Origin of the sequence: Sandaracinobacteroides saxicola (assembly GCF_014117445.1) — a bacterium.
Classification (GTDB): domain Bacteria; phylum Pseudomonadota; class Alphaproteobacteria; order Sphingomonadales; family Sphingomonadaceae; genus Sandaracinobacteroides_A; species Sandaracinobacteroides_A saxicola.
In genome coordinates, this window is sequence record NZ_CP059851.1 from 953306 (window position 1) to 978732 (window position 25427).

Consider the following 25427-nt stretch of genomic DNA (forward strand, 5'->3'; position numbering starts at 1 on the left):
CATGGCGGGCATAGCATTGGGCGCCGACCGGGCCGCGCGCCCGTCCATCGGCTGGGCCTGGTATGGGCTGGCGGCGCTGATCCTCGTCTCGCTGATCGGCAATCTGATCAAATACATGATCATCCTGGTGTCAGAGCCGATCAAGCTTTCGCTTTCGCTGTCGGATACCCAGATCGGCAGCCTCAATGGCCTGGCCCTGACGCTGACCACCGCGATTGCCGCCATTCCGATGGGCTGGCTTGCGGACAAGGTTGACCGGCGCTGGCTGCTCGCGATCAGCGTTGCGGTCTGGTCGGTCGCGACGGCCGCGTTCGGCCTGGCCACGACCTTTCCGCTGATGTTCGCCTTCGCGATGGGCATTGCGCTGGGCGAAGCCGTGCTCGGCCCGATCACCTATGCGATGATCCCCGACATGTTTCCACGCGACAAGTGGATCAATGCCAACTTCATTTTCTACATCGCCGTGCTGCTCGGTTTTGCCGCGGCCAACTGGGCCAGCGGGCTGCTGCTGGCGTGGCTCGACGGCCACCGCATCGGGCTTCCCGCGGTCTTCGCGGGACTGGAAAGCTGGCGCGTGGCGATGATCCTCTGCGCGCTCGCGGGCCCGCTGCTGATCGTCATGCTGCTGGCCATGCGGTTGCGTCCTCTGGCGCCGCAAGTCGCTGTTCAAGGCGATGTCGAAGGCGTGATGGCCTATTGCCGTGCGCATGCCCGGACGATCATCGGCGTCTTTATCGGCTTCGGCCTGAGCTACGCCGCCTATGGCGCGCAGGGCGCCTGGATACCGGTCACGCTGCAACGCAGTTTTGGGGAGACGCCCGCGACTGTCGGGCAGACACTGGGGCAGATATCGATGGTTGCGGCGCTTGCCGGGGTCGGCACCTCATGGCTTGCGGTGCGATGGTTGCGCCCCCGGTTCGGGGACCACGCACCGATGCTCGTCGCGCAGGGCGGGCTGCTGATCGGCCTGCTGGTCTCGTGTGGCCTTCCCTTCGTCCAGACCGCGGCGCACCTCTATGCGATCATCGGCGTCAAGACGGTGTTCACCATCGTCGCCATGTCGCTGTCACCCGCCGTGCTGCAGTTCATCGCGCCGGCGCACATGCGCGGTCGCGTGGTGGCGGTCGGCGGGATGGTGACGATTATCTTCGGCTCGATCCTGCCGCCGTTCATCGGCTTCCTGTCGGACAGCTATTTCCATGGTCCATCGGGCATCCTCCATGCGCTTTCCGTTGTCGTCATCCCCGCCTTCTTCATTGGGCTGATCGTCCTGCGCTGGGGTTCGAAGACACTGCCGGCGACGATCGCGGCGGCAAGCGGAGGCGATGACTGAGATGTCCCCCGATCCCGTCGGCCTTGCCCTTCGCCTGATCGACGATGTCCGCAATGCGTCGGCGGAGCGGGTGCTCGACATCCGCATGACCGCGCGTGCCTGGAGCCTTGAGCCGGCGCGCGATTACAGGCGCGAGAACAGTTTTTTCCCCGAAACCGAAATCCGGTCCGAAACGCTTCGATATGCGTGCGATGTCGCGGGTCAGGCGTTTGCCTACAGGCTGGGTGAGTTCGCGATCGCCGACAGGCGCGCGCGGATGCGGGACAGGCTGGGCGACAAGTTCAACCTTCGGGATTTTCATGAAGCCGTGCACGGGGTTTCCTGATGCGGACCGCGATCCTTACCCTGCTCAGCCGCGAATGGTTTGCCTTCATCCCGGCGTCCATCTTCGCGGCCGCCGGGCTGGCGCTACGCCCAAACGGACCGGGGCTGGGCGTGGCCCTCATCCTTCTGGCGTTGCTCATGGCGGTCGGGGGCGTTATCCATCTTGTGACCATCGCCGCCGCCCGGCGCAAATACCCGCCGCCGGGCAAGATGATCGATGTGGCGGGCACGCAAATCCACATCGTCGCCGAAGGCGAGGCGAAGGACCGGCTGCCGATCATATGGTTCGGGGGTGGGCATGCCGCCGGGCTGGTGATGGATCATGTCCACCGCGCGCTGCGCGATGAGACACGTTCGATCCTGATCGACCGGCCGGGGACGGGCTGGAGCGGAACCGGGCGGTTCCCGCGCACCACCGCGCGCGAAGCGGAAGAGATGGTCGAGACCCTGAAAGCGGCGGGAGAGCAGGGGCCCTTCATCATCGCGGGCTATTCCTTCGGTGGCCTGCTCGCCGCCAATATCGCCCGCCGCCATCCCGAGCTTGTCGCAAGGCTGGTGCTGATCGACCCAACCCCGCTTGAAACCATCGTGTTCGGTCCGCGGCTGGGGGCGATCAGGACAATGCGCCGCACGGCCTTCATCACCGGCCTGTTGCGGCTGTTCGGCATTCACTTTGATTTCGCGCGCTGGGCCGTCAGACGCAATCCCGCCTATTCCGAAGCCAGCAGCGCGTTCGAAACCGAACTCGGGGCGGCATATGGCACGCTGCGCGCGGTCGATACCAGCGCCGGGCATCGTTTCGCCGAATATGACATCTACCGCGAGCTGCTCGGCACGCATGTCGGCACCTGCGGGTGGGAAACCGTTGTCTATGATGGTGATCTCGGCGCCATGTCGGTCTGGCTGGTGGCACCGGGAGACGCCGGCGAAGTGACCGCCAATCCCGAGGTCGCGGGCGCGGGTGGGGAGCAGGCGCGGATGATCAATTTTTTTGCCAGATCGCGCGAACGCTATATGGCGACGTCATCGAATGCCCGACGGATTGTTGCGCCCGCGGGAACCACCCATCAATTCGTCTATGAACGCCCCGATTTCATCATCGATACCATGCGCGAAGCCATCCGACCGGAGTCCCGTTAATGGTTGCCCTTGCCCCCTCAGCTTCTACAGACGCAGCGATGGAGAACAGCCGCAGCTCGCTCTCCCGCGAAGATTGGATCGAGGCTGCCCGTCTCGTGCTGATCGCGTCGGGCGTGGACGATGTGAAGGTCGACCGGCTGGCGAAGAAGCTGAACGTCAGCCGCGGCAGCTTTTACTGGCATTTCAAGCACCGCAAGGACCTGCTCGATGCGCTGCTTTCGGGATGGGAAACGCAGAACCGCAACGAGCTTGCCCAGATCCGCGACCGCAACGGCCAAGGTGATGGTGGGGTGATGGAGGCGGTCCGCATCTGGCTGAGCGAGGATCCCGCCTATCCGACGTTCGATATGGCGATCCGTTTCTGGGCGCGCAAATCGCCGGAAGTCGCCCGGCTGGTGCGGCAGATCGACGAGGACTGGATCATCATGCTGGCCGCGATCTTCGAAGGGTCGGGGGAAGACAGGATGACCGCGATCGCGCGTGCCCGCGTCAACTATTTCCATCAGATCGGCTATTATGCGCTGGCGTTCGAGGAGAGCCTTGAAGACCGGCTGGCGCTTGCCCCCTATTATCACCGCGTCCTGACGGGACACGATGGCGGCCAGGCGCTTGCCGCCACGATCGATGACCTGCGTGCGCGCGCCGGGCGGAATCCCCCAACGCATGGCTGAAACGGCGGACATCGTCATTGCCGGTGCCGGGATCATCGGCCTTTGCGCGGCGCTGCAGATCGCCAAGCGCAGCCGGTCGAAGATCATCGTTCTGGAGAAGGGGGCCGGGCCGGGCGAGGGTTCGACGGGCGCATCCTCGGCGGTGTGCCGGACGAAATATTCGCTTGATCGCACCGTCGTCCTCGCCCGTGACGGTATCGCGGCCTATCGGAACTGGCCCGATTTTCTGGCGCTTGGCGATCCCTTCGCGCGGCTTCATCAAACCGGCGTCCTGTGGCTTGGCAACGGCGATGCCGGCACGACGGTGAGAGAGGCGGAACGGCTCAAGATGCTTGGTGTTGCCGTTGCCACGATGGATGATGCCGGGCTTGCCGAACTTTACCCCTCGGTCAATCCGTGCGCGCTGGCGCCCGATCTCGTCCACGGCGCGCCACATGATTGTATCGCGGGCGGGATCCATATGGTCGAGACCGAAGGCGGCTATGTCGATCCGGTCGACGCGCTTCAGGATCTGCTGCGTGTGCTGCGCCCGCGCGGCGTGGAGATACGCTTCGGCGCCGAGGTGACGGGTGTCGACCTGCGGTCTGGCGACATCTCGTCGGTACGCTGGTCCGGAGGGGAAATCAGGACGCCGGTTCTGGTCAACGCGGCCGGTCCCTGGTGCAACGCGCTGAATGGTCTTGTCGGGCTCGATTGCCCCTGGCCATTGCGCCCGACCCGCATCCAGATTGTCCATATCGATCGCCCCGACACGGTTGTGGGGCCGGTACCGACCTGTGCCGACCCGCTGGGCGGCATCTATTTCCGCCCGCAGAACCGCGGCCAGCAAATCGTGCTGGGCTCGGTGCTTGAGGAGGACGAGCGCGAATTTGTCGATCCCGATGATTTTGATCGGGGCGTGGACAATGACTTTGCCGCAATCAAGCTGCATGCCCTCCAGCATCGGCTTCGCGGACTCGGGCATTTGCGGGGGGTCGCCGGGTATAGCGGGCTCTATACGATCAACGATATCGATGTTCACCCGGTCGTCGGCGCCACCCCGGTCGGCGGCTATTTCGTGGCCAACGGGTGCAGCGGGCACGGCTTCAAGCTTGCCCCCGCCATCGGATCGCTCCTGGCGCAGGCGATCATCGGACAGCGGATTGCGGGCGACACCGAAGTCGATGCAAGCGCGCTCGCCTATGACCGCGCACCGATCGAGATTGCGACACGCAGCGTTCTGGCATGATCAGGATCCCGCGGCGCTGGATTGTGGCGTGGTCCTGGGATAACCGGCGCGAATGATGCGCTTTCAGCTCCAGACACCCGCCATGCCCGAGCAGCGGCGGCAGGTGTTGGACATCGCCCAGCGCCTGATCGGTGCCGGCGGGGCGCGGGCGGCGAGTTTTCGCACCATCGCGGCCGAAGCGGATCTGCCGGTGGCGCGGTTGCTGGCGATGTTCGAGACCAAGGACCGGCTGCTGGCGGCGGCCTATGCCGACACCGTGGCGCGTGATCTGGCTTTTTGCGACGCACAACTGGCCGAGGTGCAATCGTTCAGCATGGCGCGCGCGGTGGCGCCGCCGCTGCTGTGGAGCCTCGTGGAGACCGCTGGCGGCGTCTGGCGCGGTGACATGCTGACACTCGCCGACCTTTGGTTGCAGGCGCCGCAGCAACCTCAGGTGGCGGCGCAGTGCCGGGCGTTCATCGTCGGCCGGCGCGATTTCTACCGGGCGCTGGGCGCGGCGCTGGGAGGCGATGCGACCGCGTTCGACATCCTGGGGCTGGTGAGCCTGTCGGAAAGCTGTTTCGCGCTGAGCTGCGCCGGTTCGGCCGCGTGGCGGATGACCGCGGAAGCCGGGCTGGCGGAGCTGGTGCGGGCGCTGACCGGATGGCCGGTGCCGGAGGTGCATGCCGAGGTGGACGCGGTGTCCCTTCGCTTCCACCTCGATCCCGGCGCGGAGGATGCCGTCCCCGGTGGCCCGGCCGGGCGTTCGGCCTTCAGCCGCCACCTGATGGTCGATGCCGCCGCCGACCTGATCCAGGAACAGGGGTTGGCATCGGTCACCAACCGGGCGGTCGCACAGCGTGCCGGCATTTCGCTCGCCCGCACGACGCATCATTTCCGGACGGTGGCGGACCTGGGCTACGCCGGCCTGCTGCGGCTGTTCGAGCGGGCAAACGCCGCCGCCCCGCAGGTTTCGCCGCTGGACGGCAGCGTGGGCGGCGCGCGGCAGTGGATCGCGGACCGGTCGCGCCAGAGCGCGTTGGCGCGGGTGGGCACGCGCGGGATGGCAGAAATCTCGCTGGCCGCGGCGCGCGGCTTCATGCCCGCCGATCTGGGCCTGGCGATGCGGCGGCAGCGGGGCACCATCACCCATTCGATGCTGCGCGCCGCCGGCCGCGATGATGTCGGTCGCCGCGCGGCCGCCACGCATGCGCTATGGTACGCCGCCGTATTCCTGCTGTGCGCGGCACTGCCGGACGCGGAGACGATCTTCGATTTCGAGGCGCAATCGGATCGGCTGGCGCGCGACCTGTTGGGCTTCAGCGGCTGAGCGTCATCGTCCGGCCGTTGCTCGCCTGCTGACCAACCAGGCGGTTGGGGTCACGCAGCGAGAAGCGGCCAACGACCTCATTGCCGATCCGGATCAGCACAATGGCGTCGCCGTCAAAGGCCCACCGGTTGGCGGTGAAGAAACCGTCCGGACAACCGCCATAGGTCCAGGCCGGATAGGTGCCGAAGGATTTGTCGGGTTTCAGCTGCACGTTGCAGCTGCCGCCATCCCAGCGCAGTGTCCAGTTTCCCGCTAGCATGTCGGCAGTGGGCCGCCCCCACCCCGCGCCGTTGCCGCCCATTGCGGGGTTCGTCGGTGCGCCGTTGACGGGGCCGCCGATGGTGACGCTGGTGGAGCGCTCCTCACTCGTCTGTTCGACATGCGTGGTGCCGCTGTCTTGCGACTGCTGTACCATCCGGCCCATATTGTCCTGCTGCTGGGCGGCGTCGGCGGCGGGGCTGGCGGGCGGATCGGGCATCACAGGGGGATCGGGCATCGCCGGGGGATCGGGCATGGCGGCAGGGTCGGGGGTGGCATCCTGCGCGGCAAGCGGGGTGGCGAACGGCGCCACGGCCAACAGGGCAATTGCCAGCAGCCGGAACAGCGATTTTGACGACGTGATCATTTCGAGGCCTTCGCCGCTTTGGTGCCGACCTGCATCTCGTTGATCCAGTCGAAACGGACGAACCAATGTTGGCGCAGGTTGGCGAGGAAGCCGTCTACCTTGCGCGCTTCGATCCAGTTGTCGACATAGCGCTGCAGGCGGACATCATCGGGCCGCAGTGCCAGCGCCTCGGCGGTTTTGGTAAGCGGCGTGCCGGTCAGTTCGAACCGGCCACCATAGATGCGGGCCGCCATGCGTGGCACCGGCGATTTGGCGACCAGCGCGTCCGCCCGGCCATCTACCAGCGCGGCAAGTGCCTGTGCGCTGTCGGCGAAGGGCAGCAGCTTCGCTTTGGGATAGGAGGCCCGCGCCGCGGCTTCGTCCAGCGAGCCGGCGAGGACAGCGATGGTGCGGCCGGCGCCGTCCGCGGGCATGGCGCCCTTGCTGCCGCGGACGGCGACCGTGCGCACCACCGTGAGCCCGACCGGTGCCGAGAACACCACGGCGCGGGCCCGTTCCGGCGTGATGGCGAGACCGGCGGCACCCATGTCCGCCTCGCCTGCCGCGACGCCGGACACCAGATTGCCGAACGGCATTTCAACGAACCTTGCCTCTACGCCCAGATCCTTCGCCAGCGCACGGGCGATGTCGATATCATAGCCTGCCAGGCTGCCGTCGGGCCTTTTCAGCACCCAGGGCGCATTTAGCGCCACCGCCACCACCAGGTTACGCTGTGTCAGCACCCGGTCGAGGCTGGCATCGGCGGACGCCGGGGCGGTCGTGACCACCCCCAGGGCGAGCAGGCCGCCGACCGCCGCGCTCGCCAACCGCCTTGCGCGCCTCCATGACCATCTCCGTTTCGGCATCATCGAACCCTTGTTTGCTTTCAGGTACATTCGTTTGTATATCAGCTCAGCGGCTCTTGCCAGATGATTCTTTTTCACGACCAGCACGACGGGATGGGAACGATGCGGACACGATCTGTACAACTGTCTTTCCTCGGCATTGCGATGGCGGCGGCGCTGGTGCTGCCCGGGGAAGGGGTCGGCGGGTCGGCGAACGCCGGCACGATCGCCTGTGGCAGTGTCAACGGTGCCTATCATTACTGCGCCGCCGACACCGGCCGGGGCGTGCAGTTGCAGCAGCAACTGTCGCGTGCGCCTTGCCGCCAGGCCGAGAGCTGGGGCTATGACCGCCGCGGCGTATGGGTGGACAATGGCTGTGCCGCCACTTTCCTCGTCGGCTCCTGGGGAGAGAGCAGTGGGGTTGCCGGGCGCGGTGGTGACGGCGGCAAGGTCAGCGCGGCGATCGTCGGCGGGCTGGTAGGGGCGTTGTTGGGCGGTGCCATCGGCGGATCCAGCCACAGCAGCAGCACTTATGTCTCGCGCACCTATGTCCAGAGCGGCGACGATGGTCCAACGCAGGACGAGCAGCGCGCCGCCTATGCCGCCAACCAGCAGGCGCAGCGCGACCAGCAGGACCGGCTGGACGACGCGCAGCAGCGTGCCGCCTATCTGGCCAACCAGAACAACCAGCTGGAAATCCAGGCATCGCAGGATCGCGAACAGCGCGACAATGCGCGCGCGGCGCAGGCCGAAGCTGAGGATGCCCGGCGCCAGGCGGAAATCCGCGCCGGTGAAGCCGATGAGAACCGGCAGGCGCGCGAAGCCGAAAGCAATGCCGACAGCAACAGCAGTGGCGACAACAGCGACAGCGGCGCGGCGGCAGAGGAAACGCCGCAGTGACATCCGCGGCGGGAGTTGCAGCCGTGGCGATGCTGTTTCTGGCATTGCCGCTTGCCGCACAGCCGGTGCCGTCCTGGTCGCCCGACGAGGACATCCTGGGCCATCTGGAAAAACAGCCGGACAACAGTCGCTTCATGGCGGCGCTGAAAGCTTCCGGCTGGGACGTGACACTGCGGACGCCGGGCCGCTACACCGTGTTCGCCCCGACCAACCAGGCGTTCGCGGCGCTGCCGCGGGCGTTGGCCGCCGCCCTTGTCGATCCGCGCCAGCGCGACAGGATCCGGGCGCTGGTGGGCTGCCATATCGTGGGCCGCGAGGTGAAGTTCGGGCTTGGCCCGGATGGCACGCAGGTGATCCGGACGCTGGGTGGCTGCACCCTGCGCCTGACCCGCAAGGGGCTGGATATCCGCGTTACGGACGAAAACGGCATCACGGCAAAGTTGCGCATGTTCGACGTGTTCGAGGCCAATGGCCAGATCGAGGTGATCGACGCCGTGCTCACCCCGAAACTTCCGGCGGGGGCATCTTGACCGGGCGGGTTTCAGATCGTCCGGGATCCGTACCGGCCCATGCGCCGCGTTGTTCGCAGACGCTGTCTGAAAGGATGATCCGATGATGCCCCGAACCATTGCCACCGTGGTTCTGTTGCTGGCGCCGCTGCCCGCCGCCGCGCAGCCCGCCAACTGCGCCAATGCAGTCTCCCAGGCCGACATGACCGCCTGTGCCGCCGCCGGCCGCTCCAATGCGGATTTGCGGCTGAACCAGAGCTATGCCCGCCTGCGCAAGGGGTTGAGCGCTGGCGGGCAGGAGCGGTTGAAGGCCAGCCAGCGGGCCTGGATCGCCTTCCGGGACCTGGAATGCCAGTTCCGCTCCAACGGCGCCGATGGCGGCTCCGCGGCGCCGATGGTGGCGGCGACCTGCGCGGCCGATCTTTCGCGGGCGCGCACGGCCGACCTCGACCGCCTGGGCAAATGCGCAGAGGGCGATCTTTCCTGCCCGCGCTGAACGGCGGGAATTGTCGTTGATCCGCCGCCGGGCGTGGCAGCGCTGGAAATGCCTGCGGCCACCCGCCCCTTTGCCGGGGCGCCACAACCGGCTAAGGCGCGGCATGGCTTCGCTTCCTTCCACCGACATTTCGCGCATCCGCAACTTTTCGATCATCGCGCACATCGATCATGGCAAATCGACGCTGGCCGACCGCTTGATCCAGGCCACGGGCGGCCTGACCGCGCGGGAGATGAGCGAGCAGGTGCTCGACAATATGGAGATCGAGAAGGAGCGCGGCATCACCATCAAGGCGCAGACGGTGCGGCTGGATTACCGGGCGCAGGATGGCCTGGATTATGTGCTGAACCTGATGGACACGCCGGGGCATGTCGATTTCGCCTATGAGGTGAGCCGCAGCCTGGCGGCGTGCGAAGGCGCGCTGCTGGTGGTGGACGCGGCACAGGGGGTGGAGGCGCAGACGCTGGCGAACGTCTATCAGTCGATCGAGCATGACCATGAGATCGTGCCGGTGATCAACAAGATCGACCTGCCGAGCGCCGAACCGGAGCGGGTGAAGGCGCAGATCGAGGAGGTCATCGGTCTGGATGCCAGCAACGCCGTGCTGGCGAGCGCCAAGAGCGGCATCGGCATCGGCGATGTGCTGGAGGCGATCGTGACGCGCATTCCCGCGCCGAAGGGCGACGCGACGGCACCCTTGAAGGCGATGCTGGTGGACAGCTGGTATGACGCCTATCTGGGCGTGGTGATCCTGGTGCGGATCATCGACGGCGTGCTGAAAAAAGGCATGCAGATCAAGTTCATGGCGGGCGACAGCGTGCATCTGACCGATCGCGTGGGCGCGTTCCGGCCGAAGATCGAGCAGCGCGGCGAACTGGGGCCGGGGGAGATCGGCTTCATCACGGCACAGATCAAGGAGGTGGCGCAGGCGCGGGTGGGGGACACGATCACCGACGCGAAGCGACCGGCGAACGCGGCCCTGCCGGGGTTCAAGGAAGTGCAGCCGGTGGTGTTCTGTGGCCTGTTCCCGACGGACGCCGCCGATTTTGAGAAGCTGCGCGAGAGCATCTACAAGTTGAAGCTGAACGACGCGAGTTTCAGCTTCGAGATGGAGACCAGCGCCGCCCTGGGCTTCGGTTTTCGATGTGGGTTCCTGGGCCTGCTGCATCTGGAGATCATTCAGGAGCGGCTGAGCCGGGAATATGACCTGGACCTGATCACCACGGCGCCCAGCGTGGTCTATGAGGTGCATCTGAACAACGGCGAGATGCTGGAACTGCACAATCCGGCGGACATGCCCGATCCGGTCGCGATCGACCATATCAAGGAGCCGTGGATCGAGGCGGTGATCTTCGTGCCGGACGAGTATCTGGGCAGTGTGCTGAAGCTGTGCCAGGACCGGCGGGGTATCCAAAAAAACCTGACTTACGTGGGCGGACGGGCGCAGCTGACGTACGAACTGCCCTTGAACGAGGTGGTGTTTGATTTCTACGACCGGCTGAAGAGCATCAGCCGCGGCTATGCCAGTTTCGATTACCACCAGATCGGCCACCGCGAGGGCGATCTCGTCAAGATGACGGTGCTGGTGAACAGCGAGCTGGTGGACGCGCTGAGCATGATCGTGCACCGCGACGCCGCCGAGGCGCGCGGCCGGCACATGTGCGAGCGGATGAAGGACCTGATCCCGCGGCATCTGTTCAAGATTCCGATCCAGGCAGCCATTGGGGGCCGCGTGATCGCGCGGGAGACGATCGCGGCGCTGCGCAAGGACGTGACGGCGAAATGCTATGGCGGCGACATCAGCCGCAAGCGCAAGCTGCTGGACAAGCAGAAAGAAGGCAAGAAGCGCATGCGCCAATATGGCAGCGTGGAGATCCCGCAGGAGGCGTTCATCGCGGCGCTGCGGATGGGGGACGCGTAACCCCGGTTGCGCCAGCGGCGGTTGCGTGAAATGCTGACATCATGGACGTGGACGACGGGTTCGGCGCGAAACTGGCGTTGGCGATCAAGGCCTTGTCGGTCAGTCGCAGCCGGTTGGCGCATGAGTTGGCGGTGGACAAGAGCGCGGTCGGGCGTTGGGTGTCGGGCACCGCGCTGCCATCCGCGCATAATCTGGAGCGGTTGACGCAACGAGTGGCGGCCACGCACCCCGGTTTCACCATGGCCGATTGGGACGTTGCACTGCCGGCGCTCGCGGCGCGACTGGGCGTAACGCCACCGCAGGCGGCGGCGCCGGACGTGGACTGGCTGGCACCCGGGCTGATGACGGAGGCGCGGGCGAACACGGCGATGCGAGGCGGTGCCTACGAAGGCGTCTGGCGCACCACACGGCCCTCTGCGGACAATGCGGGGGCACCATTCGTGCATGACCATATGGTGCAGCGGGTGGCGCCGGATGGGTTGCTGCGCTATCGGCTGGGGGTGTTCGGGCTGCGCTTCCATGGCATCGGCCTGCCGATCCAGGGACAGCTCTTCTCGATCGCCAGTGACACGGTGAGCGGCGTGTTCATCTTTTCGATCGTGAAGGCGGTGGCGCGTCGCAAGGCGGTGGTGCTCGACGGGCTGACACTGACCTGCCTGCGCAACACCGACGGCGATATCGTGGCGACGCCCTGCATTTTCGAGCGGGTGGCCGACCTGCCGCCGGACCCGGCCGACGATGATGCCGTGCTGGAACGCTGCATGCGCGCGAGCTCCTTTGCCGCCGCGGAAGCCGTCGATCCTGCGTATGCGCGGCGGCTGCTGCCCGATATCGGCCCGGCGGCGCATGCGGCCGGCGGAGAGTTGCTGCTGTTGATGCGCTTTGCCGAAAGCCTGTCCCGCGCGGCGCCGATCGGCGGGCGGGACTGATCGACGCTCCGCTGCGGCGCGCAAGGGGTTGCGCAACCGTCATTGTGCGCAAGGGGTTGCGCAACCGTTGCGCATGTCGCTGCGACTGTTGGGGTCGCGCCCGGCACGGCATAAGCGCCGCGTTCACGAAATCGGGGAATATCATGTACAAGATGACAATGATGATGCTTGCCGCCAGCCTGGTGGCGGTACCGGCGCAGGCCGAGAAAGGCACTGGCAAGACGTTCGATGTCGCGCTGTTCGGCAAGAATATCCAGGGCGGGATGGACGCGGTGGCGGGCGGGTTCGCCTGGTCGGTGGCACAGAATGGCAAGCCGGCGGGCACGGGCAAGAAGGGGTTCGCGCGGACACCGGCCGACGGCAACCTGCCGCATTCGCCCAGTCAGCGGCAGAACATCGCCAGCGTATCGAAGATGATCACCGCCGTGGCGGTGTTGCAGACCCTGCGGATGATGGGGAAGGACGAGGATACGCTGATCGCCGGCTATTTCCCGCCGGGATGGAAGAAAGGCCCGAATGTCGACACGCTGACGTTCGCCCATCTGCTGGGCCATCGCAGCGGATTTCCGAATGCCAACATGAACAGCAAGGCACTGCTCGATTACAGTGCGATGAAGGCGATGGTGGCCGCGGGCACGCCGGGTCCGGCCCCGCTGCCGGCACCACCCAAGGGCATCGATTATCGCAACGTCAACTATGCGCTGCTGCGCGTGCTGCTGTACAACATGCATAACCGCATCCCGGGGGTAACGCTGCGATCCGATGAGATCGCGCGGACGATGGAAGGCCAGTTGGGCGAGATCACCGGCGAGGCCGGGAGCGACGAATATGTCGGCAAGCTGGTGAGCTGGTTCTATGCCGCCTGGGTGCAGAAGAATGTGCTGGAGCCGGTGGGCGTGAAGGGCGCGCTGTGTCAGGACAAGAGTGCAACGCAGACGCTCTATTATGACAGGGACCAGACCATCCCGGGCAACAAGTCCATGGGCAACAACAGCTGGTCGGAATTCTGCGGCTCGGGCGGCTGGTATCTGTCGTCCAACGACCTGGTGCGGTTCATGACCTTCCTGCACAACAGCGAGGTGCTGCTGCCCGCGGCCTGGCGGCAGCGGATGATCGACAAAAGGTTCGGCGTGATGGGGCGGGTCGGCGATTTCGGCACCTATTGGAATCACGGCGGCGTGGTGGGTTCGGGGGGCGGCGGCGGTATCCATGCCTGCATCATGCGCTTTCCCAACAATGTGGAAGCCGCGGTGGTCGCCAACGTGGTATTGCCACCGAAGATCAGCACCTGCCCCATCCTTGCCGATGCCTATGATGCGGCATGGAAGTGACGGCCGGGGTGGCGGCTGACCCCGCCACCCTTGCCCTTCCCGGCGTCGCCTGCCACTGCTGCGGCAAGGACAAGCCGGGAGTGGGTGCGTGGGAAACAAGCTGACCGTCTGGATTCTGGTGGCGCTGGGGCTGGGGCTGGTGCTGGGCCTGGTGATGAACGCCACCATGGCACCGGCGGATGCCAAGGCCATCGGCAGCCAGCTGACCATCATCACCGACGTGTTCCTGCGGCTCATCAAGATGATCATCGCGCCGCTGGTGTTCGCCACGCTGGTCGCCGGCATCGCCGGCATGGGCGGGGACAGCAAGTCGCTAGGGCGCATCGGGGTGCGCACCATCGCCTGGTTTCTGGCGGCGACGGTGGTTTCCATCACGCTGGGGCTGCTGGCGGTGAATACCCTGCAACCGGGGGTGGGGCTGAACCTCTCCCTTCCCGTGGCGGACGCGGCGACCGCGGTGAAGACCGAGGCGCTGACGTTCCGCAAGGTCATCACCGAGATTTTCCCGAAGAGCATCGTCGATGCCATGGCGACCAACAACATCCTCCAGATCGTGGTGTTCGCCGTGTTTTTCGGCATTGCGCTTGCGAAGGTGGGGGAGCGTGGCCGGCCACTGGTGAAGGCGATGGAGGTGCTGATGGAGGTGATGCTGGTCATCACCAACATCGTGATGTGGGTGGCGCCCTTCGCGGTGTTCGCGGCGGTAACGGCGACCGTCGCTGAACAGGGAGTCGGCATCCTGGCGACCTATGGGGCCTTCATGGGCGGTTTCTATGCCACGCTGCTGATCCTGCTGGCGATCATCCTGACGGCGGGTGGCCTGGTGATCGGGTTCGGCAACATCCCGCGGCTGGTGCGGGAAATCCGCGAACCCTTCCTGCTGGCGTTCAGCACGGCGAGCAGCGAGGCGGCCTATCCGCGCTTCCTGGCGGCGCTGGAGCGCTTCGGCGTGCCCAACCGTATCGCCAGCTTCACCCTGCCGCTGGGCTACAGCTTCAACCTCGACGGCTCGATGCTCTATTGCAGTTTCGCCACCGTGTTCATCGCCCAGGCCTATGGCATCGACCTGACGCTGACGCAGGAAATCACCATGCTGCTGTTCCTGATGGTGGCGTCGAAGGGCATGGCGAGCGTGCCGCGCGCGAGCCTGGTGGTGATCACCGCGACGCTCAGCTTTTTCGGGCTGCCGACCGAGGGCGTGCTGCTGATCCTGGCGGTCGATCACTTCCTCGACATGGGGCGCAGCGCCACCAATGTGGTCGGCAACGCGGTGGCGACGGCGGTGGTGGCGAAGTGGGAAGGCGAGCTGGGCCGCCCCGAACCCGCGGTATTGCGGAGTGAACGTCCGTAGATTTCGCTTGGCAATCCGTCGCGATTTGAGTTAGCCTCAAATTGAGAGGGCGAGCGAATCGGGAGACGCATCATGGCCACAGCCTACAAGCCGAGCGAGCTGACACTGGACGATCTGGACATCTCGCGGCCGGATTTGTGGCGCGACTATGCCATCCTGCCGAAGCTGGCGACGCTGCGGAACGCCGGCCCCTTGCATTACTGCCCGGAGAGCGATTTCGGCCCCTATTGGTCGGTCATGTCCCACCGCGAGATCGTGGAAGTGGAGAGCAAACCCGACATCTTTTCTTCGAGCTGGGACCGGGGCGGCATCACCATCGGCGGGCGGCCGCCGGAGGGGGAGGAGGAAATCCGCTTCCCCATGTTCATCGCCATGGACCGGCCGCAGCATACCGGCCAGCGGCGCACGGTGGCGCCGGCCTTCACGCCTTCCGAAATGGACCGGCTGCGCGCCAGCATCCGCGGCCGCACGGCGACCTTGCTTGACAGCCTGCCCGTAGGTGAGGCGTTCGACTGGGTGGATCTGGTCTCCGTCGAGCTGACGACGCAGATGCTGGCGACTCTGTTCGACTTCCCTTGGGAAGACCGCCGCCTGCTGCCCTATTGGTCCGATGTGGCGACCGACTTCGACGCGATCAAGGATGTGGAATCGCACCGCAAGCGGCATGAGATCCTGTTCCAGATGGTGGTCTATTTCCAGCGGCTGTGGGACGAGCGCAAGGAGAAGGGCCTGGCGCCCGACCTCATCTCGATGATGATCAATTCGGATGCCACCAAGGACATGAGCCAGCTGGAATATCTGGGCAATCTGATCCTGCTGATCGTGGGCGGCAACGATACCACACGCAACAGCATGACCGGCGCGGTGATGGTGCAGAACCGCTATCCCGATCAATGGGCGAAGCTGGTGGCGAACCCGGCGCTGATCCCGAACGCCACCAGCGAACTGATCCGCTGGCAGACGCCGCTGGCGCACATGCGGCGCACCGCGCTCGCCGATACCGTCGTGGCCGGGCAGACGATCCGCGCCGGCGACAATGTGGTGATGTGGTATCTGTCCGCCAACCGCGAGGAGGGCATGTTCGCCGCCGCCGACACCTGGATGCCGGACCGGGAGAATGCGCGGCGGCACCTGGCCTTCGGGCACGGCATCCATCGCTGCGTCGGCGCGCGTCTGGCCGAATTGCAGCTGGGCATCCTGTTCGAAGAGATGCTGGCTCGCAACATGCGCGTACGCGCGCTCGCCGAGCCGAAACGGGTGAACAACTGCTTCGTGCACGGCTATCGCCAGCTGATGGTGGAGATGATGCGCGGCTGAGGCCGGCGCTTAGGGGTACACCAGCAGGATCGGGCCGGGGTAGCGGGTCAGCGTCGTATCGACGGTCAGCAGGGTAACAGTTTCCGATATCGCTTGTCCGATCAGAGCTCGATCGAATGGATCGCGATGGTAGAGTGGCAAGGCGGCAGCATGCTGCGCATGTAACGCATTGAACGGCAACTCCCCCCACCCCGCGCGCCGGAGGGTTGTTTCGACTTCCTTTGCGTCCCAGCGAAAGTCGGGCCTGCCAGCGGCCTGCTTGATGCCGATTTCCCAGATGCTGATCGAACTGAACAGCGGCTCATTGCGGACATCGCCCAACATCTCCCTCGCTTGAGCCGTGAAGCGGGCGTCGCCTGCCGTGAACCACAGGAGGAGATGCGTGTCGAACAGTAGCCTCAATCGCGCAGCCCGAACATCTCTTCGATTTCGTCGCGGAACGGCGTCTTGATATCATCCGGCGCCACGAACCGGCCTTTCAGCGCGCCGAAGCCGCGTGCGATCAGCAACTTCTCGCCCGAGAGCGGCGTGTCGTCGGCAGGCACCACCTTGACCAGCGGTTTGCCGGCGCGGGCGATGATGAACGGCTTGCCAGCGGCGGCATCGGCGACGAGGCGGGAGAGGTGGGTTTTGGCCTCATGCATGTTGATGACGGGAAGCGGGGCGGTCATGGCGGTTTCCTGCGTGTGAACCAACCAAACTTAGTCCGCTTGGTTGAAAAAATCAACCAAGCGGGGTGGGGCGGAGGTTCCGGCCGCCTTATCGCTCCATGATGCCAGGATTGCCGCGGCCCTTGGGATCGTCCCCGAAACGGTTCGGGCCGGGGGTGCCGTCGAGTACGAAAAACACCAGCAGCACAATGCTGCCGATCAGCGGGACCAGGCCGATCAGATACCACCAGCCGCTGCGATCGGTATCGTGCAGACGACGGACGGCGACGGCGAGCGAGGGAATGAAGAAGGCAAGGGCGAGGATGCCGACGAGCGCGATGAAAACGCCCCCCGGCTCGCCATTGGGGCCCGGCGGGCTGACCAAGGTGCCGACAAGCGCGACAAAGGCATAGATCACCACCAGAAACAGCGAGAACAACCAATATTCCTGACGGCGCGAGCGCCCCCTGAAATCCGCGTAACGGCGCAATGGTTCGAACATCATGTCATTTCCCCTGCTTGTGTCCGATGCTGGCAGGGACGAAGGCGTGGCGTCAAGCCGCGATCAGTTGACGGGACGCTGCCGGCGAAAACTCAGCGCCTCGGCGATGTGCGCGCGTCCGACCGTTTCGGCGCCCTGCAAATCCGCCAGCGTGCGCGCAACCCGCAGCGTGCGGTGATAGCCCCGCGCCGACAGTTTCATCGCCTCGGCCGCCTGGGTCAGCAGCCGGCGGCCGGCGTCGTCCGGTGCGGCGGCTTCCTCCAGCAGCTTGCCATCGGCCTCGGCATTGCAGCGGGCGGCATCGCCATAGCGCGCGCGTTGCAGGGCGCGGGCCGCGGCGACGCGCGCCGCGACCATCGCACTGTCCTCGGCGGGCGGCGGCAGGCTGAGGTCGGCGGCGCTGACCGCCTGCACCTCGATATGCAGGTCGATGCGGTCCAACAACGGCCCCGACAGCTTCGCCTGATACTCCCCGGCGCAGCGCGGCGCGCGGGCGCAGGCGAGCGCGGCGTCTGAGAGGTGCCCGCAGCGGCAGGGGTTCATCGCGGCGATCAGCTGCACGCGGGCAGGGTAGGTGACATGCGCCGCCGCGCGGGCGACCACGACCTCGCCGCGTTCCAGCGGCTGCCGCAGGCTGTCGAGCACGCCGGCGGCGAATTCGGGAAGCTCATCGAGAAACAGCACGCCCAGATGCGCCAGGCTGACCTCGCCGGGCTTGGCTTTCGCGCCACCGCCCACCAGCGCCGGCATGGACGCGCTGTGGTGCGGTGCCCGAAAAGGCCGGTGGCGGGCGATGCGGGTACCATCCAATGTGCCGGCCATGCTGGCGATCATCGCCACTTCCAGCGCCTCGGCGGTGGAGAGCGGCGGCAGGATGCCGGGCAGGCAGGCGGCGAGCATCGATTTGCCGGCGCCCGGCGGGCCCGACATCAGCAGGTTGTGGCCGCCGGCAGCGGCGATCTCCAGCGCGCGCTTGGGAATTTCCTGGCCCTTCACCTCGGCCAGGTCGGGGCCGCGGAAGCCGCTTTCGCTGAGCGCCGCGGCCTCCGGCGCCGGCAGCGCGCGCACGCCCTGGAGATGGTGGATGAGGGCGAGCAGGTCGGGCGCACCGATCACCTCGATGCCGCCGCTGCCCGAGGCGAGCCAGGCGGCTTCCGAGGCTTGCGCGGCAGGGCAGATCAGGCCCAGCCCCCGTCCCGCGGCGTGCATCGCGGCGAGCAGCACGCCCGGCGACGGCGCGACCCGCCCATCGAGGCCGAGTTCGCCGACGACGACATAGCTGCCCAGCGTTTCCGCGTCGACCACCCCCATGGCGCCCAGCAGCGCCAGTGCGATGGGCAGGTCGTAGTGCGAGCCTTCCTTGGCGAGGTCGGCGGGCGCCAGGTTGATGGTCACGCGCTTGGGCGGCAGCGACAGGCCAATGGCGGCAAAGGCGGCAGCCACGCGGTCGCGGCTTTCGCGCACCGCCTTGTCGGGCAGGCCCACCAGGGTGACTCCGGTCTGGCCGGGGGCCACCTGGACCTGTGCGTCAACGGGTTTTGCCTCCAGCCCAAGATAGGCGACGGTTGCCACATGCGCGACCAAAGGCGATGCTCCGAACAGGTCCGACCCTGCGTAATGACGTCCCGTTAGCCGACCGGGTGGCGGGAGGGAAGTGGCAGGGCGCGCGCCGTTCGACTGCCTGGGGTGGTGCCGGAAGAGGGGATCGAACCCCCGACCTTCGGTTTACAAAACCGCTGCACTACCGCTGTGCTATTCCGGCATGCCGCGCGTGTAGCGCGACATGCCGCTTTGCTCAACTGCCGCGTATGACCCGCATTTTGATGGGATCAAAATGCGGGTCTGTCTTTTTGTCGCGGTGCATCCCTTGCGGAAAACCGGAACCCGTTTTTCCGCGATACACTCTAGCCGGCGTCGCCGGGCTTGTTGCCGCCCAGCGGGTAGCCGACGGTCGTTTTCGGCGTCGCCTCCGGCGCGGTGTCGCGCGTCTTCCACAGGCTCCAGCCAATGCCGGTGAACAGGATGACGAAGGTGATCGACAGGCTCCAGCTCGCCGGGAATTTCCCGCCCTCGAAGCCGAGCAGGTCGGCGACGAAGATTTTGGAACCGATGAACACCAGCAGCACCGCCAGCGCATATTTCAGATAGTGGAAGCGGTGCACCAGCGCCGCGAGCGCGAAATAAAGCGCGCGAAGGCCCAGGATGGCGAAGATGTTCGAGGTGTAGACGATGAACGGATCCGTGGTGATCGCGAAGATCGCCGGCACGCTGTCCACCGCGAAGATCACATCGACGATTTCGATCATGATCAGCGCCAGCATCAGCGGCGTCATCCAGCGCACCATCCTGCCGGTCTGCGGGTCGGGCTTTTCCACGAAGAAGCGGTCGCCATGGAGCTCGTCGGTCACCCGGAACCGCTTCTTCACAAACTTCAGGACTTTCGATTCGCCGACGTTATATTCCTTGTCGGCGGTGACCCACATCATCACGCCGGTGTAAATCAGGAAGACGGCGAAGATATACATGACCCAGGCGAACTGGCTGACCAGCGTGGCGCCCAGCCCGATCATGATCGCGCGCAGCACGATGACGCCCAGGATGCCCCAGAACAGCACGCGGTGCTGATAGACGCGCGGGATCGCGAAATAGGTGAAGATCATGGCGATGACGAAGACATTGTCCATCGCCAGTGATTTTTCGATCACGAAACCGGTCAGATAGAGTTTCGCCGCCTCGAACCCCGGCAGCAGGGTGGCGGCCTCGGCGGCGGTCGCGCCGGCTCTCGCATCCTCGAACGCCCACCAGACGAAACCGGAATAGGCAACGCCCAGCGTGATGTAGAAGGCGGAGAGAATGAGGCTCTCCTTCACCTCGATCTCGCGGTTGTCCTTGTGCAGCACGCCCAGGTCGAAGGCGAGCAGCACGATCACGACACCGATGAAGCTGAACCACAGCCACAAGGGTTTCGTCAGCCATTCATAGGTCAAGACATCCATCACGGGCCCCTTTGTTGCCACCTGCGGCGCCGCGTGCCGCGCCGAAACCATGCTTCATCCGACATCACGGTGTCGCCACACCGCCAGAGGGGCCCGGATTGCGGCGGCAAATGGGGTGGCCCGGGCCGATAAGCAAGACATGATTTTGCGGCAACGCAACATTTGCGTGGTTTGTGGAATTCCAATGGAAGCGCTAAAGCTGCCGGCGGACGCGGGGCCGCGACCTGCTTTTGAGAGATCCATGGCCGATTACCACACGCATGACGACGACGAGCCGCTGAGCGGCGAGGACCGCGACGCCAGCATTCCCGCCGATGTGCTGGATGCCGTGCGCACGCTCATTCGCTGGGCCGGAGATGATCCGGAGCGGGAAGGCCTGCACGACACGCCCGGGCGGGTGGCGCGTGCCTATCGCGAATATTTCAAGGGCTATGCGGAGGATCCCGAAGGCCATCTCGCACGCACCTTCGAGGAGGTGGGCGGCTATGACGAGATCGTGCTGCTGCGCGACATCCCGTTCCAGTCGCACTGCGAACATCACATGGCGCCGATCATCGGCAAATGCCACGTCGCCTATCTGCCCACAACGCGCGTGGTCGGCATCAGCAAGCTGGCGCGCGTGGTGCAGGGCTATGCCAAGCGGTTGCAGGTGCAGGAACGGCTGACGGCGGAGATCGCCGACGCGATCCAGCACGGGCTGCACCCGCGCGGCGTCGCCGTGGTGGTGGAGGCGAGCCATGCCTGCATGTCGGCGCGCGGCGTGCTGACGCCCGGCGTCAGCATGATTACCAGTCGCATGATGGGGGTGTTCCGGGAGGATGAGCGCAGCCGCAAGGAAGTGCTGGCGTTGATGAAGATCGGCGGGTGAACACGACTGTTCTCGACCCGCCGAAGAAGATCGGCATGGTCTCGCTTGGCTGCCCCAAGGCGCTGGTGGACAGCGAGCGCATCCTGACGGCGCTGCGCGGCGATGGCTATGCCATGTCCGCCGACTATGCCGGCGCCGATGTGGTGATCGTCAACACCTGCGGCTTCTTGGACAGCGCCAAGGCGGAAAGCTTGGAGGCGATCGGCGAGGCGATCGCCGAGAATGGCCGGGTGGTGGTGACCGGCTGCCTGGGGGTGGAGGCGGAGCGCATCCGCGAACGTTTCCCCGCGGTGCTGGCCATCACGGGTCCGCAGCAATATGAGGCGGTGGTGGGCGCGGTGCGGGACGCGGCGCCGATGCCGCCGCAGCCCTTCGTCGACCTGGCGCCAACCAAGCTGACGCCGCGCCACTACAGCTATCTGAAGATTTCCGAAGGCTGCAACCACCGTTGCGCCTTCTGCATCATCCCCTCGCTGCGCGGCGATCTGGCCAGCCGCCGGCCGGACGCCATCCTGCGGGAGGCGGAGAAGCTGGTGGCCGCCGGCACGCGCGAACTGCTGGTGATCTCGCAGGACACGTCGGCGTATGGCCGCGACCTGCGGCATGCCGACTATAACGGCCGCCGCGCGCACATCACCGACCTGGCGCGCGACCTCGGCAGCCTGGGCGCCTGGGTGCGGCTGCACTATGTTTACCCTTACGCCAGTGTGGATGAGCTGATCCCGCTGATGGCCGATGGCCTGATCCTGCCCTATCTGGACATTCCCTTCCAGCATGCCGCGCCCGGCGTGCTGCGCGCGATGCGCCGCCCGGCGAACGAGGCGAGGGTGCTGGAGCGGCTGGCCGCCTGGCGCGCGGCGGTGCCCGACATCGCCATCCGCAGCACTTTCATCGTGGGGTTCCCCGGCGAGAGCGAGACGGATTTCGCCTATCTTCTGCAATGGCTGGAGGAGGCCCAGCTCGACCGGGTGGGGGCGTTCGCCTATGAAAATGTTGCCGGCGCCGCGGCGAACGACCTGCCCGGCCATGTGCCGGAGGAGGAAAAGCAGGAGCGGCTGGCACGCTTCATGGAAACGAGCGCCCGCATCTCCGCGGCAAAGCTGGCGGCAAAGGTCGGGCGCCGGATCGATGTCATCATCGATGAGGCGGACGGGGAGGGCGGCGCGACGGGGCGCGGCCAGGCCGACGCACCGGAAATCGACGGCCAGGTATTCCTGCGCGATTGCCATGCCGCACCGGGCGATATCGTCCGGGTGGTCGTGGAAGACGCTGACGAGCACGACCTCTACGGGGTGCCCGTGTGACGCTGCTGAGCGCGCGGATCGACACCCCGGTGGGGCCGATGATCCTGGTGCATGATGGCGCAACCCTGTTCGCGGCGGAGTTTCATGAGGATGCGGCGCGGATCGGCGTCAGCCTGAAGCGCTTCGGCCTCGGGCCGGTCGCGGAGGCAACGGCGGTGCCCGAATGGCTGGGTGAAGCCTTCGCCGCCTATTTCGCCGGCGCGCTGACGGCACTGGAGGGGCTGCCCACCGCACGGCATTTCGGCAGCGACTTCGAACGCGCGGTGTGGGCGGAACTGCGCCGGATCCCCGCGGGCGAAACCCGCAGCTACGGCGCCGTTGCCCGCGCGCTCGGGTCCCCTGCCACGGGCGACGGCGGGTTGGCGCGCGCCGTGGGCACGGCGAACGGCCGCAATCCGCTGGCGATCGTGGTGCCGTGCCACCGGGTGATCGGCGCGGACGGCTCGCTGACCGGCTATGCCGGCGGGCTGCATCGCAAGCGCTGGCTGCTCGCCCACGAAGGCTCGCTCGTGGAACAGCCAAGATTGCTCTGACCATTTGCCTTTTGCGGATGGGGCTTTAACGCTGCCGGCATGCGCGCGCTCTTCACCGCCACCATCTTCCTCGGCAGCTTCCTGCTCTTCCTCATCCAGCCGATGGTGGCGCGGCTGGCGCTGCCCACGCTGGGCGGCTCGCCCAATGTCTGGAATGTGGCGATGCTCTTCTACCAGGGCGCGCTGCTGCTGGGCTATCTCTACGCGCATCTTCTCAGCCGGTTCGCGGTGCGCACGCAGGCCGGCCTCCATGTCGCGCTATTCCTGCTCGCCGCGCTGACCTTGCCGGTGGGGCTGGCGACGCCTGTCGGCATCAACGCCAGCACCGCGCCCGGCCTGTGGCTGCTGGCGGCGCTGGCCGGCGGTATCGGCCTGCTGTTCGTCACGGTCGCGGCACAGGCGCCGCTCATGCAGGCCTGGTTCGCGCGCTCCGGCGACCGCGATGCCGCCAATCCCTGGTTTCTCTACGCCGCCTCCAACGCCGGCTCGCTGCTCGGGCTGCTCGCCTACCCCTTCCTGCTGGAGCCGCTGACCGCGTTGCCGGCACAAACGCTCGGCTGGTCGATCGGGTTCGGCGCGCTGCTGCTGCTGGTGGGGCTGTGCGGCTGGCGGGTCGGCTTCATGCCCCCTCCGTCCGCTGCGCGGACACCGCCCCCGCCTGCGGGGGAGATGGGTGAGCAAAGCGCGGCCGGAGCAGGCATCGGCTGGCGCCGGCGCGTCCGCTGGGTGCTGCTCGCCGCGGTGCCGTCGGGGCTGATGCTGTCCTCCACCACGCACATCACCACCGACATCATGGCGATGCCTCTGCTCTGGGTGCTGCCGCTCGGCCTTTATCTCATCAGCTTCATCCTGGTGTTCGGCGGCAATGGTGCTGCCTGGACCCGGCGGGCGGTGCTGGTGGCGCCGGTGCTGCTGCTGCTGTTCGGCGGCGTCGGCCTGTTCGCCATCGGCAAGGTGGCAACGCTCTATGGGCTGGCGACGCTGCTGCTGCTGCTGGTGATCGCGGTGGCGCTGCACGGCACGCTGGCCGGCGACCGACCGCACCCATCGCGGCTGACCGAATTCTACCTGTGGATGAGCTTCGGCGGCGCGCTCGGTGGGCTGTTCTGCGGGCTGCTGGCGCCGATGCTGTTCGACTGGACCTATGAATATCCGCTGCTGCTCGTGCTGGCGGCGTTGCTGTTGCCGGCACGGCCGCTGACCCGGCGCATTGGGCGCCTGTGGCAGGGCCGGCCGCGCCTGCTGACGGCGTTTGCCGTCGTCGCGCTGGCGGCGCTGGGCTGGTGGACCAGTTTCGCCATCAGCATCGATGCCTTGCAAATGCTGATCGTGGCGCCGGTCGCGGTGATTGCGCTGATCGCCGTGCTCGCCATCGGCCGGCCGGCGCTGTTCGCCTTCGCGCTCCTGAACCTGATGCTGGCGCTGGGCGGCTGGAAGCAGATCGACATCTCCACCATTCCGGGCGCGCGCGAGCGCAGCTTCTTCGGCATCTACAGCATCGAAAACAACTATGCCGACAACAGCCGGCGGCTGTTGCACGGCACGACGCTGCACGGCATCCAGTCGCTCGATCCGGCGCTCAGCCGCACGCCGCTCAGCTATTATGCGCCGAAAAGCGGCGTCGGCCAGGTGATGCGCGCCGCGCCCGCGCTGTTCGGGCCGGGCGCCAGCATCGCCTTCGTCGGCCTCGGCACCGGCAGCCTCGCCTGCTATGCGCAACCCGGCCAGCGCTGGACGGTGTATGAGATCGATCCGGTCATCGTGCGCATGGCGTTCGACCCGAAACGCTTCAGCTATGTCAGCCAGTGCAAGCCGGACCTGGCGGTGAAGCTGGGCGACGCGCGGCTGGAACTGGCGGCGACCCCTGCCGCCAGTCTGGACGTGCTGGCGGTCGACGCCTTCAGTTCGGATGCGATCCCGCTGCACCTGATGACGAAAGAGGCCTTCGCCATCTACAAGCGGGTGCTGCGCCAGGACGGCGTGCTGCTGGTGCATATCTCCAACCGCTTCCTGCGGCTGGCGCCGGTGGTGGCGGCGATCGCGGCGGAGAGCGGCTGGCGGGCGCGCGAGCTGCAATACAAGCCCACGTCGGAGGACAATGCCGGCAACCGCACCTTCACCAGCAGCGACTGGATCGTCCTGACCCGCAGCGAGGCGCGAATGGCGGCGGTGCTGGCGGCGACCGATGGCGACTGGCAGCCGCTGCCGCGTGACGCCGCCGTGAGCGCCTGGAGCGATGATTTCGCCAGCATCCTTCCCACCTTGAAGCCGCTTCATATTCCCGGTCTTTGAATCGCCGAAGGAAACAGAAGACTCCGTGGGCGCTTGCGCCTTCGGCGGGGGGTTACTGGCGGCGACATCTGGTG

25 protein-coding genes and 1 tRNA gene are annotated in these 25427 nt (G+C 66.4%); 18 read left to right on the top strand and 8 right to left on the bottom strand.

Going from position 1 to position 25427, the window contains the following annotated elements; genetic code table 11:
• Nucleotides 1–16 precede the first annotated feature (16 nt).
• From H3309_RS04745 to H3309_RS04770, 6 genes are read left to right on the top strand one after another with little or no spacing between them, the layout of a single operon-like run.
• Nucleotides 17–1333: an MFS transporter gene (locus H3309_RS04745; protein ID WP_182297615.1), complete on the top strand. Its 1317-nt coding sequence runs from the start codon at nucleotides 17–19 to the stop codon at nucleotides 1331–1333.
• Nucleotides 1326–1658 carry a DUF885 family protein gene (locus tag H3309_RS04750; protein WP_182297616.1) on the top strand — a complete coding sequence of 111 codons (333 nt, stop codon included), beginning with the start codon at nucleotides 1326–1328 and terminating at the stop codon, nucleotides 1656–1658. Before H3309_RS04745 ends, H3309_RS04750 begins: the two co-directional genes overlap by 8 nt.
• Complete coding sequence (locus H3309_RS04755; RefSeq protein ID WP_182297617.1) at nucleotides 1658–2797, top strand: alpha/beta hydrolase; 1140 nt, start codon at nucleotides 1658–1660, stop codon at nucleotides 2795–2797. The genes H3309_RS04750 and H3309_RS04755 overlap by 1 nt, the downstream gene beginning before the upstream one ends.
• A gap of 38 nt (nucleotides 2798–2835) precedes the next feature.
• A complete protein-coding gene (locus H3309_RS04760; RefSeq protein ID WP_182297618.1) occupies nucleotides 2836–3468 on the top strand; it encodes a TetR/AcrR family transcriptional regulator in 633 nt (210 codons plus the stop codon).
• Nucleotides 3392–4696: an NAD(P)/FAD-dependent oxidoreductase gene (locus H3309_RS04765; protein WP_182297619.1), complete on the top strand. Its 1305-nt coding sequence runs from the start codon at nucleotides 3392–3394 to the stop codon at nucleotides 4694–4696. Before H3309_RS04760 ends, H3309_RS04765 begins: the two co-directional genes overlap by 77 nt.
• 52 nt (nucleotides 4697–4748) lie before the next feature.
• Complete coding sequence (locus H3309_RS04770; RefSeq protein WP_182297620.1) at nucleotides 4749–6005, top strand: TetR family transcriptional regulator; 1257 nt, start codon at nucleotides 4749–4751, stop codon at nucleotides 6003–6005.
• On the opposite strand, the gene H3309_RS04775 is transcribed toward H3309_RS04770, so the two are convergent.
• Nucleotides 5995–6630 (bottom strand): AprI/Inh family metalloprotease inhibitor, encoded by a 636-nt coding sequence (locus H3309_RS04775; RefSeq protein WP_182297621.1) that lies wholly within the window; start codon nucleotides 6628–6630, stop codon nucleotides 5995–5997. The genes H3309_RS04770 and H3309_RS04775 overlap by 11 nt on opposite strands.
• Nucleotides 6627–7436, bottom strand: a complete 810-nt coding sequence (locus H3309_RS04780; protein WP_182297622.1) for an ABC transporter substrate-binding protein — start codon at nucleotides 7434–7436, stop codon at nucleotides 6627–6629. The genes H3309_RS04775 and H3309_RS04780 overlap by 4 nt, the downstream gene beginning before the upstream one ends.
• Nucleotides 7437–7568: 132 nt before the next feature.
• Here H3309_RS04780 and H3309_RS04785 point away from each other — a divergent pair, with 132 nt between their 5' ends.
• The 8 genes from H3309_RS04785 to H3309_RS04820 all read left to right on the top strand — a co-directional run bounded on the left by H3309_RS04785 (nucleotide 7569) and on the right by H3309_RS04820 (nucleotide 16208).
• Entirely contained in the window at nucleotides 7569–8354 is a 786-nt protein-coding gene (locus H3309_RS04785) for a DUF3011 domain-containing protein (RefSeq protein WP_207791560.1), read from the top strand.
• 29 nt (nucleotides 8355–8383) lie between these two features.
• Nucleotides 8384–8884: a fasciclin domain-containing protein gene (locus H3309_RS04790; protein WP_243453906.1), complete on the top strand. Its 501-nt coding sequence runs from the start codon at nucleotides 8384–8386 to the stop codon at nucleotides 8882–8884.
• An 82-nt stretch (nucleotides 8885–8966) separates the two neighbouring features.
• Complete coding sequence (locus H3309_RS04795; protein ID WP_182297625.1) at nucleotides 8967–9359, top strand: lysozyme inhibitor LprI family protein; 393 nt, start codon at nucleotides 8967–8969, stop codon at nucleotides 9357–9359.
• 103 nt (nucleotides 9360–9462) lie between these two features.
• On the top strand, nucleotides 9463–11280 hold the full coding sequence (lepA, locus tag H3309_RS04800; protein ID WP_182297626.1) for a translation elongation factor 4: 1818 nt from the start codon (nucleotides 9463–9465) through the stop codon (nucleotides 11278–11280).
• A gap of 41 nt (nucleotides 11281–11321) precedes the next feature.
• Nucleotides 11322–12209, top strand: coding sequence for a helix-turn-helix domain-containing protein (locus H3309_RS04805; protein WP_182297627.1), 888 nt, complete (start codon nucleotides 11322–11324; stop codon nucleotides 12207–12209).
• Between the two features lie 158 nt (nucleotides 12210–12367).
• Complete coding sequence (locus H3309_RS04810; protein ID WP_182297628.1) at nucleotides 12368–13540, top strand: serine hydrolase domain-containing protein; 1173 nt, start codon at nucleotides 12368–12370, stop codon at nucleotides 13538–13540.
• Nucleotides 13541–13628: 88 nt separating this feature from the next.
• Complete coding sequence (locus tag H3309_RS04815) at nucleotides 13629–14891, top strand: dicarboxylate/amino acid:cation symporter (RefSeq protein WP_182297629.1); 1263 nt, start codon at nucleotides 13629–13631, stop codon at nucleotides 14889–14891.
• Between the two features lie 72 nt (nucleotides 14892–14963).
• Complete coding sequence (locus H3309_RS04820) at nucleotides 14964–16208, top strand: cytochrome P450 (RefSeq protein ID WP_182297630.1); 1245 nt, start codon at nucleotides 14964–14966, stop codon at nucleotides 16206–16208.
• A 9-nt stretch (nucleotides 16209–16217) separates the two neighbouring features.
• Here H3309_RS04820 and H3309_RS04825 read toward each other — a convergent pair whose 3' ends face one another.
• The 6 genes from H3309_RS04825 to H3309_RS04850 all read right to left on the bottom strand — a co-directional run bounded on the left by H3309_RS04825 (nucleotide 16218) and on the right by H3309_RS04850 (nucleotide 20356).
• On the bottom strand, nucleotides 16218–16610 hold the full coding sequence (locus tag H3309_RS04825; RefSeq protein WP_182297631.1) for a type II toxin-antitoxin system VapC family toxin: 393 nt from the start codon (nucleotides 16608–16610) through the stop codon (nucleotides 16218–16220).
• Nucleotides 16607–16879: a type II toxin-antitoxin system Phd/YefM family antitoxin gene (locus H3309_RS04830; protein WP_182297632.1), complete on the bottom strand. Its 273-nt coding sequence runs from the start codon at nucleotides 16877–16879 to the stop codon at nucleotides 16607–16609. The genes H3309_RS04825 and H3309_RS04830 overlap by 4 nt, the downstream gene beginning before the upstream one ends.
• A gap of 88 nt (nucleotides 16880–16967) precedes the next feature.
• Nucleotides 16968–17363, bottom strand: a complete 396-nt coding sequence (locus tag H3309_RS04835; protein ID WP_182297633.1) for a DUF805 domain-containing protein — start codon at nucleotides 17361–17363, stop codon at nucleotides 16968–16970.
• Between the two features lie 60 nt (nucleotides 17364–17423).
• Nucleotides 17424–18944 (bottom strand): YifB family Mg chelatase-like AAA ATPase, encoded by a 1521-nt coding sequence (locus H3309_RS04840; RefSeq protein WP_182297634.1) that lies wholly within the window; start codon nucleotides 18942–18944, stop codon nucleotides 17424–17426.
• Between the two features lie 103 nt (nucleotides 18945–19047).
• Nucleotides 19048–19122 (bottom strand) — tRNA-Thr (locus tag H3309_RS04845).
• 142 nt (nucleotides 19123–19264) lie between these two features.
• A complete protein-coding gene (locus H3309_RS04850; protein ID WP_182297635.1) occupies nucleotides 19265–20356 on the bottom strand; it encodes a TerC family protein in 1092 nt (363 codons plus the stop codon).
• Between the two features lie 241 nt (nucleotides 20357–20597).
• Between H3309_RS04850 and folE the strand changes: the two genes are divergently transcribed.
• Genes folE through H3309_RS04870 form a run of 4 tightly spaced genes read left to right on the top strand, consistent with a single transcriptional unit; the run spans nucleotide 20598 to nucleotide 25353 of the window.
• Nucleotides 20598–21224, top strand: coding sequence for a GTP cyclohydrolase I FolE (folE, locus tag H3309_RS04855; RefSeq protein WP_182297636.1), 627 nt, complete (start codon nucleotides 20598–20600; stop codon nucleotides 21222–21224).
• A gap of 35 nt (nucleotides 21225–21259) precedes the next feature.
• Entirely contained in the window at nucleotides 21260–22528 is a 1269-nt protein-coding gene (rimO, locus tag H3309_RS04860) for a 30S ribosomal protein S12 methylthiotransferase RimO (protein ID WP_182298502.1), read from the top strand.
• Nucleotides 22525–23061 (top strand): methylated-DNA--[protein]-cysteine S-methyltransferase, encoded by a 537-nt coding sequence (locus H3309_RS04865; protein ID WP_317983337.1) that lies wholly within the window; start codon nucleotides 22525–22527, stop codon nucleotides 23059–23061. Before rimO ends, H3309_RS04865 begins: the two co-directional genes overlap by 4 nt.
• Nucleotides 23062–23100: 39 nt before the next feature.
• Entirely contained in the window at nucleotides 23101–25353 is a 2253-nt protein-coding gene (locus H3309_RS04870; RefSeq protein WP_182297637.1) for a fused MFS/spermidine synthase, read from the top strand.
• The last annotated feature ends 74 nt before the right edge of the window (nucleotides 25354–25427 follow it).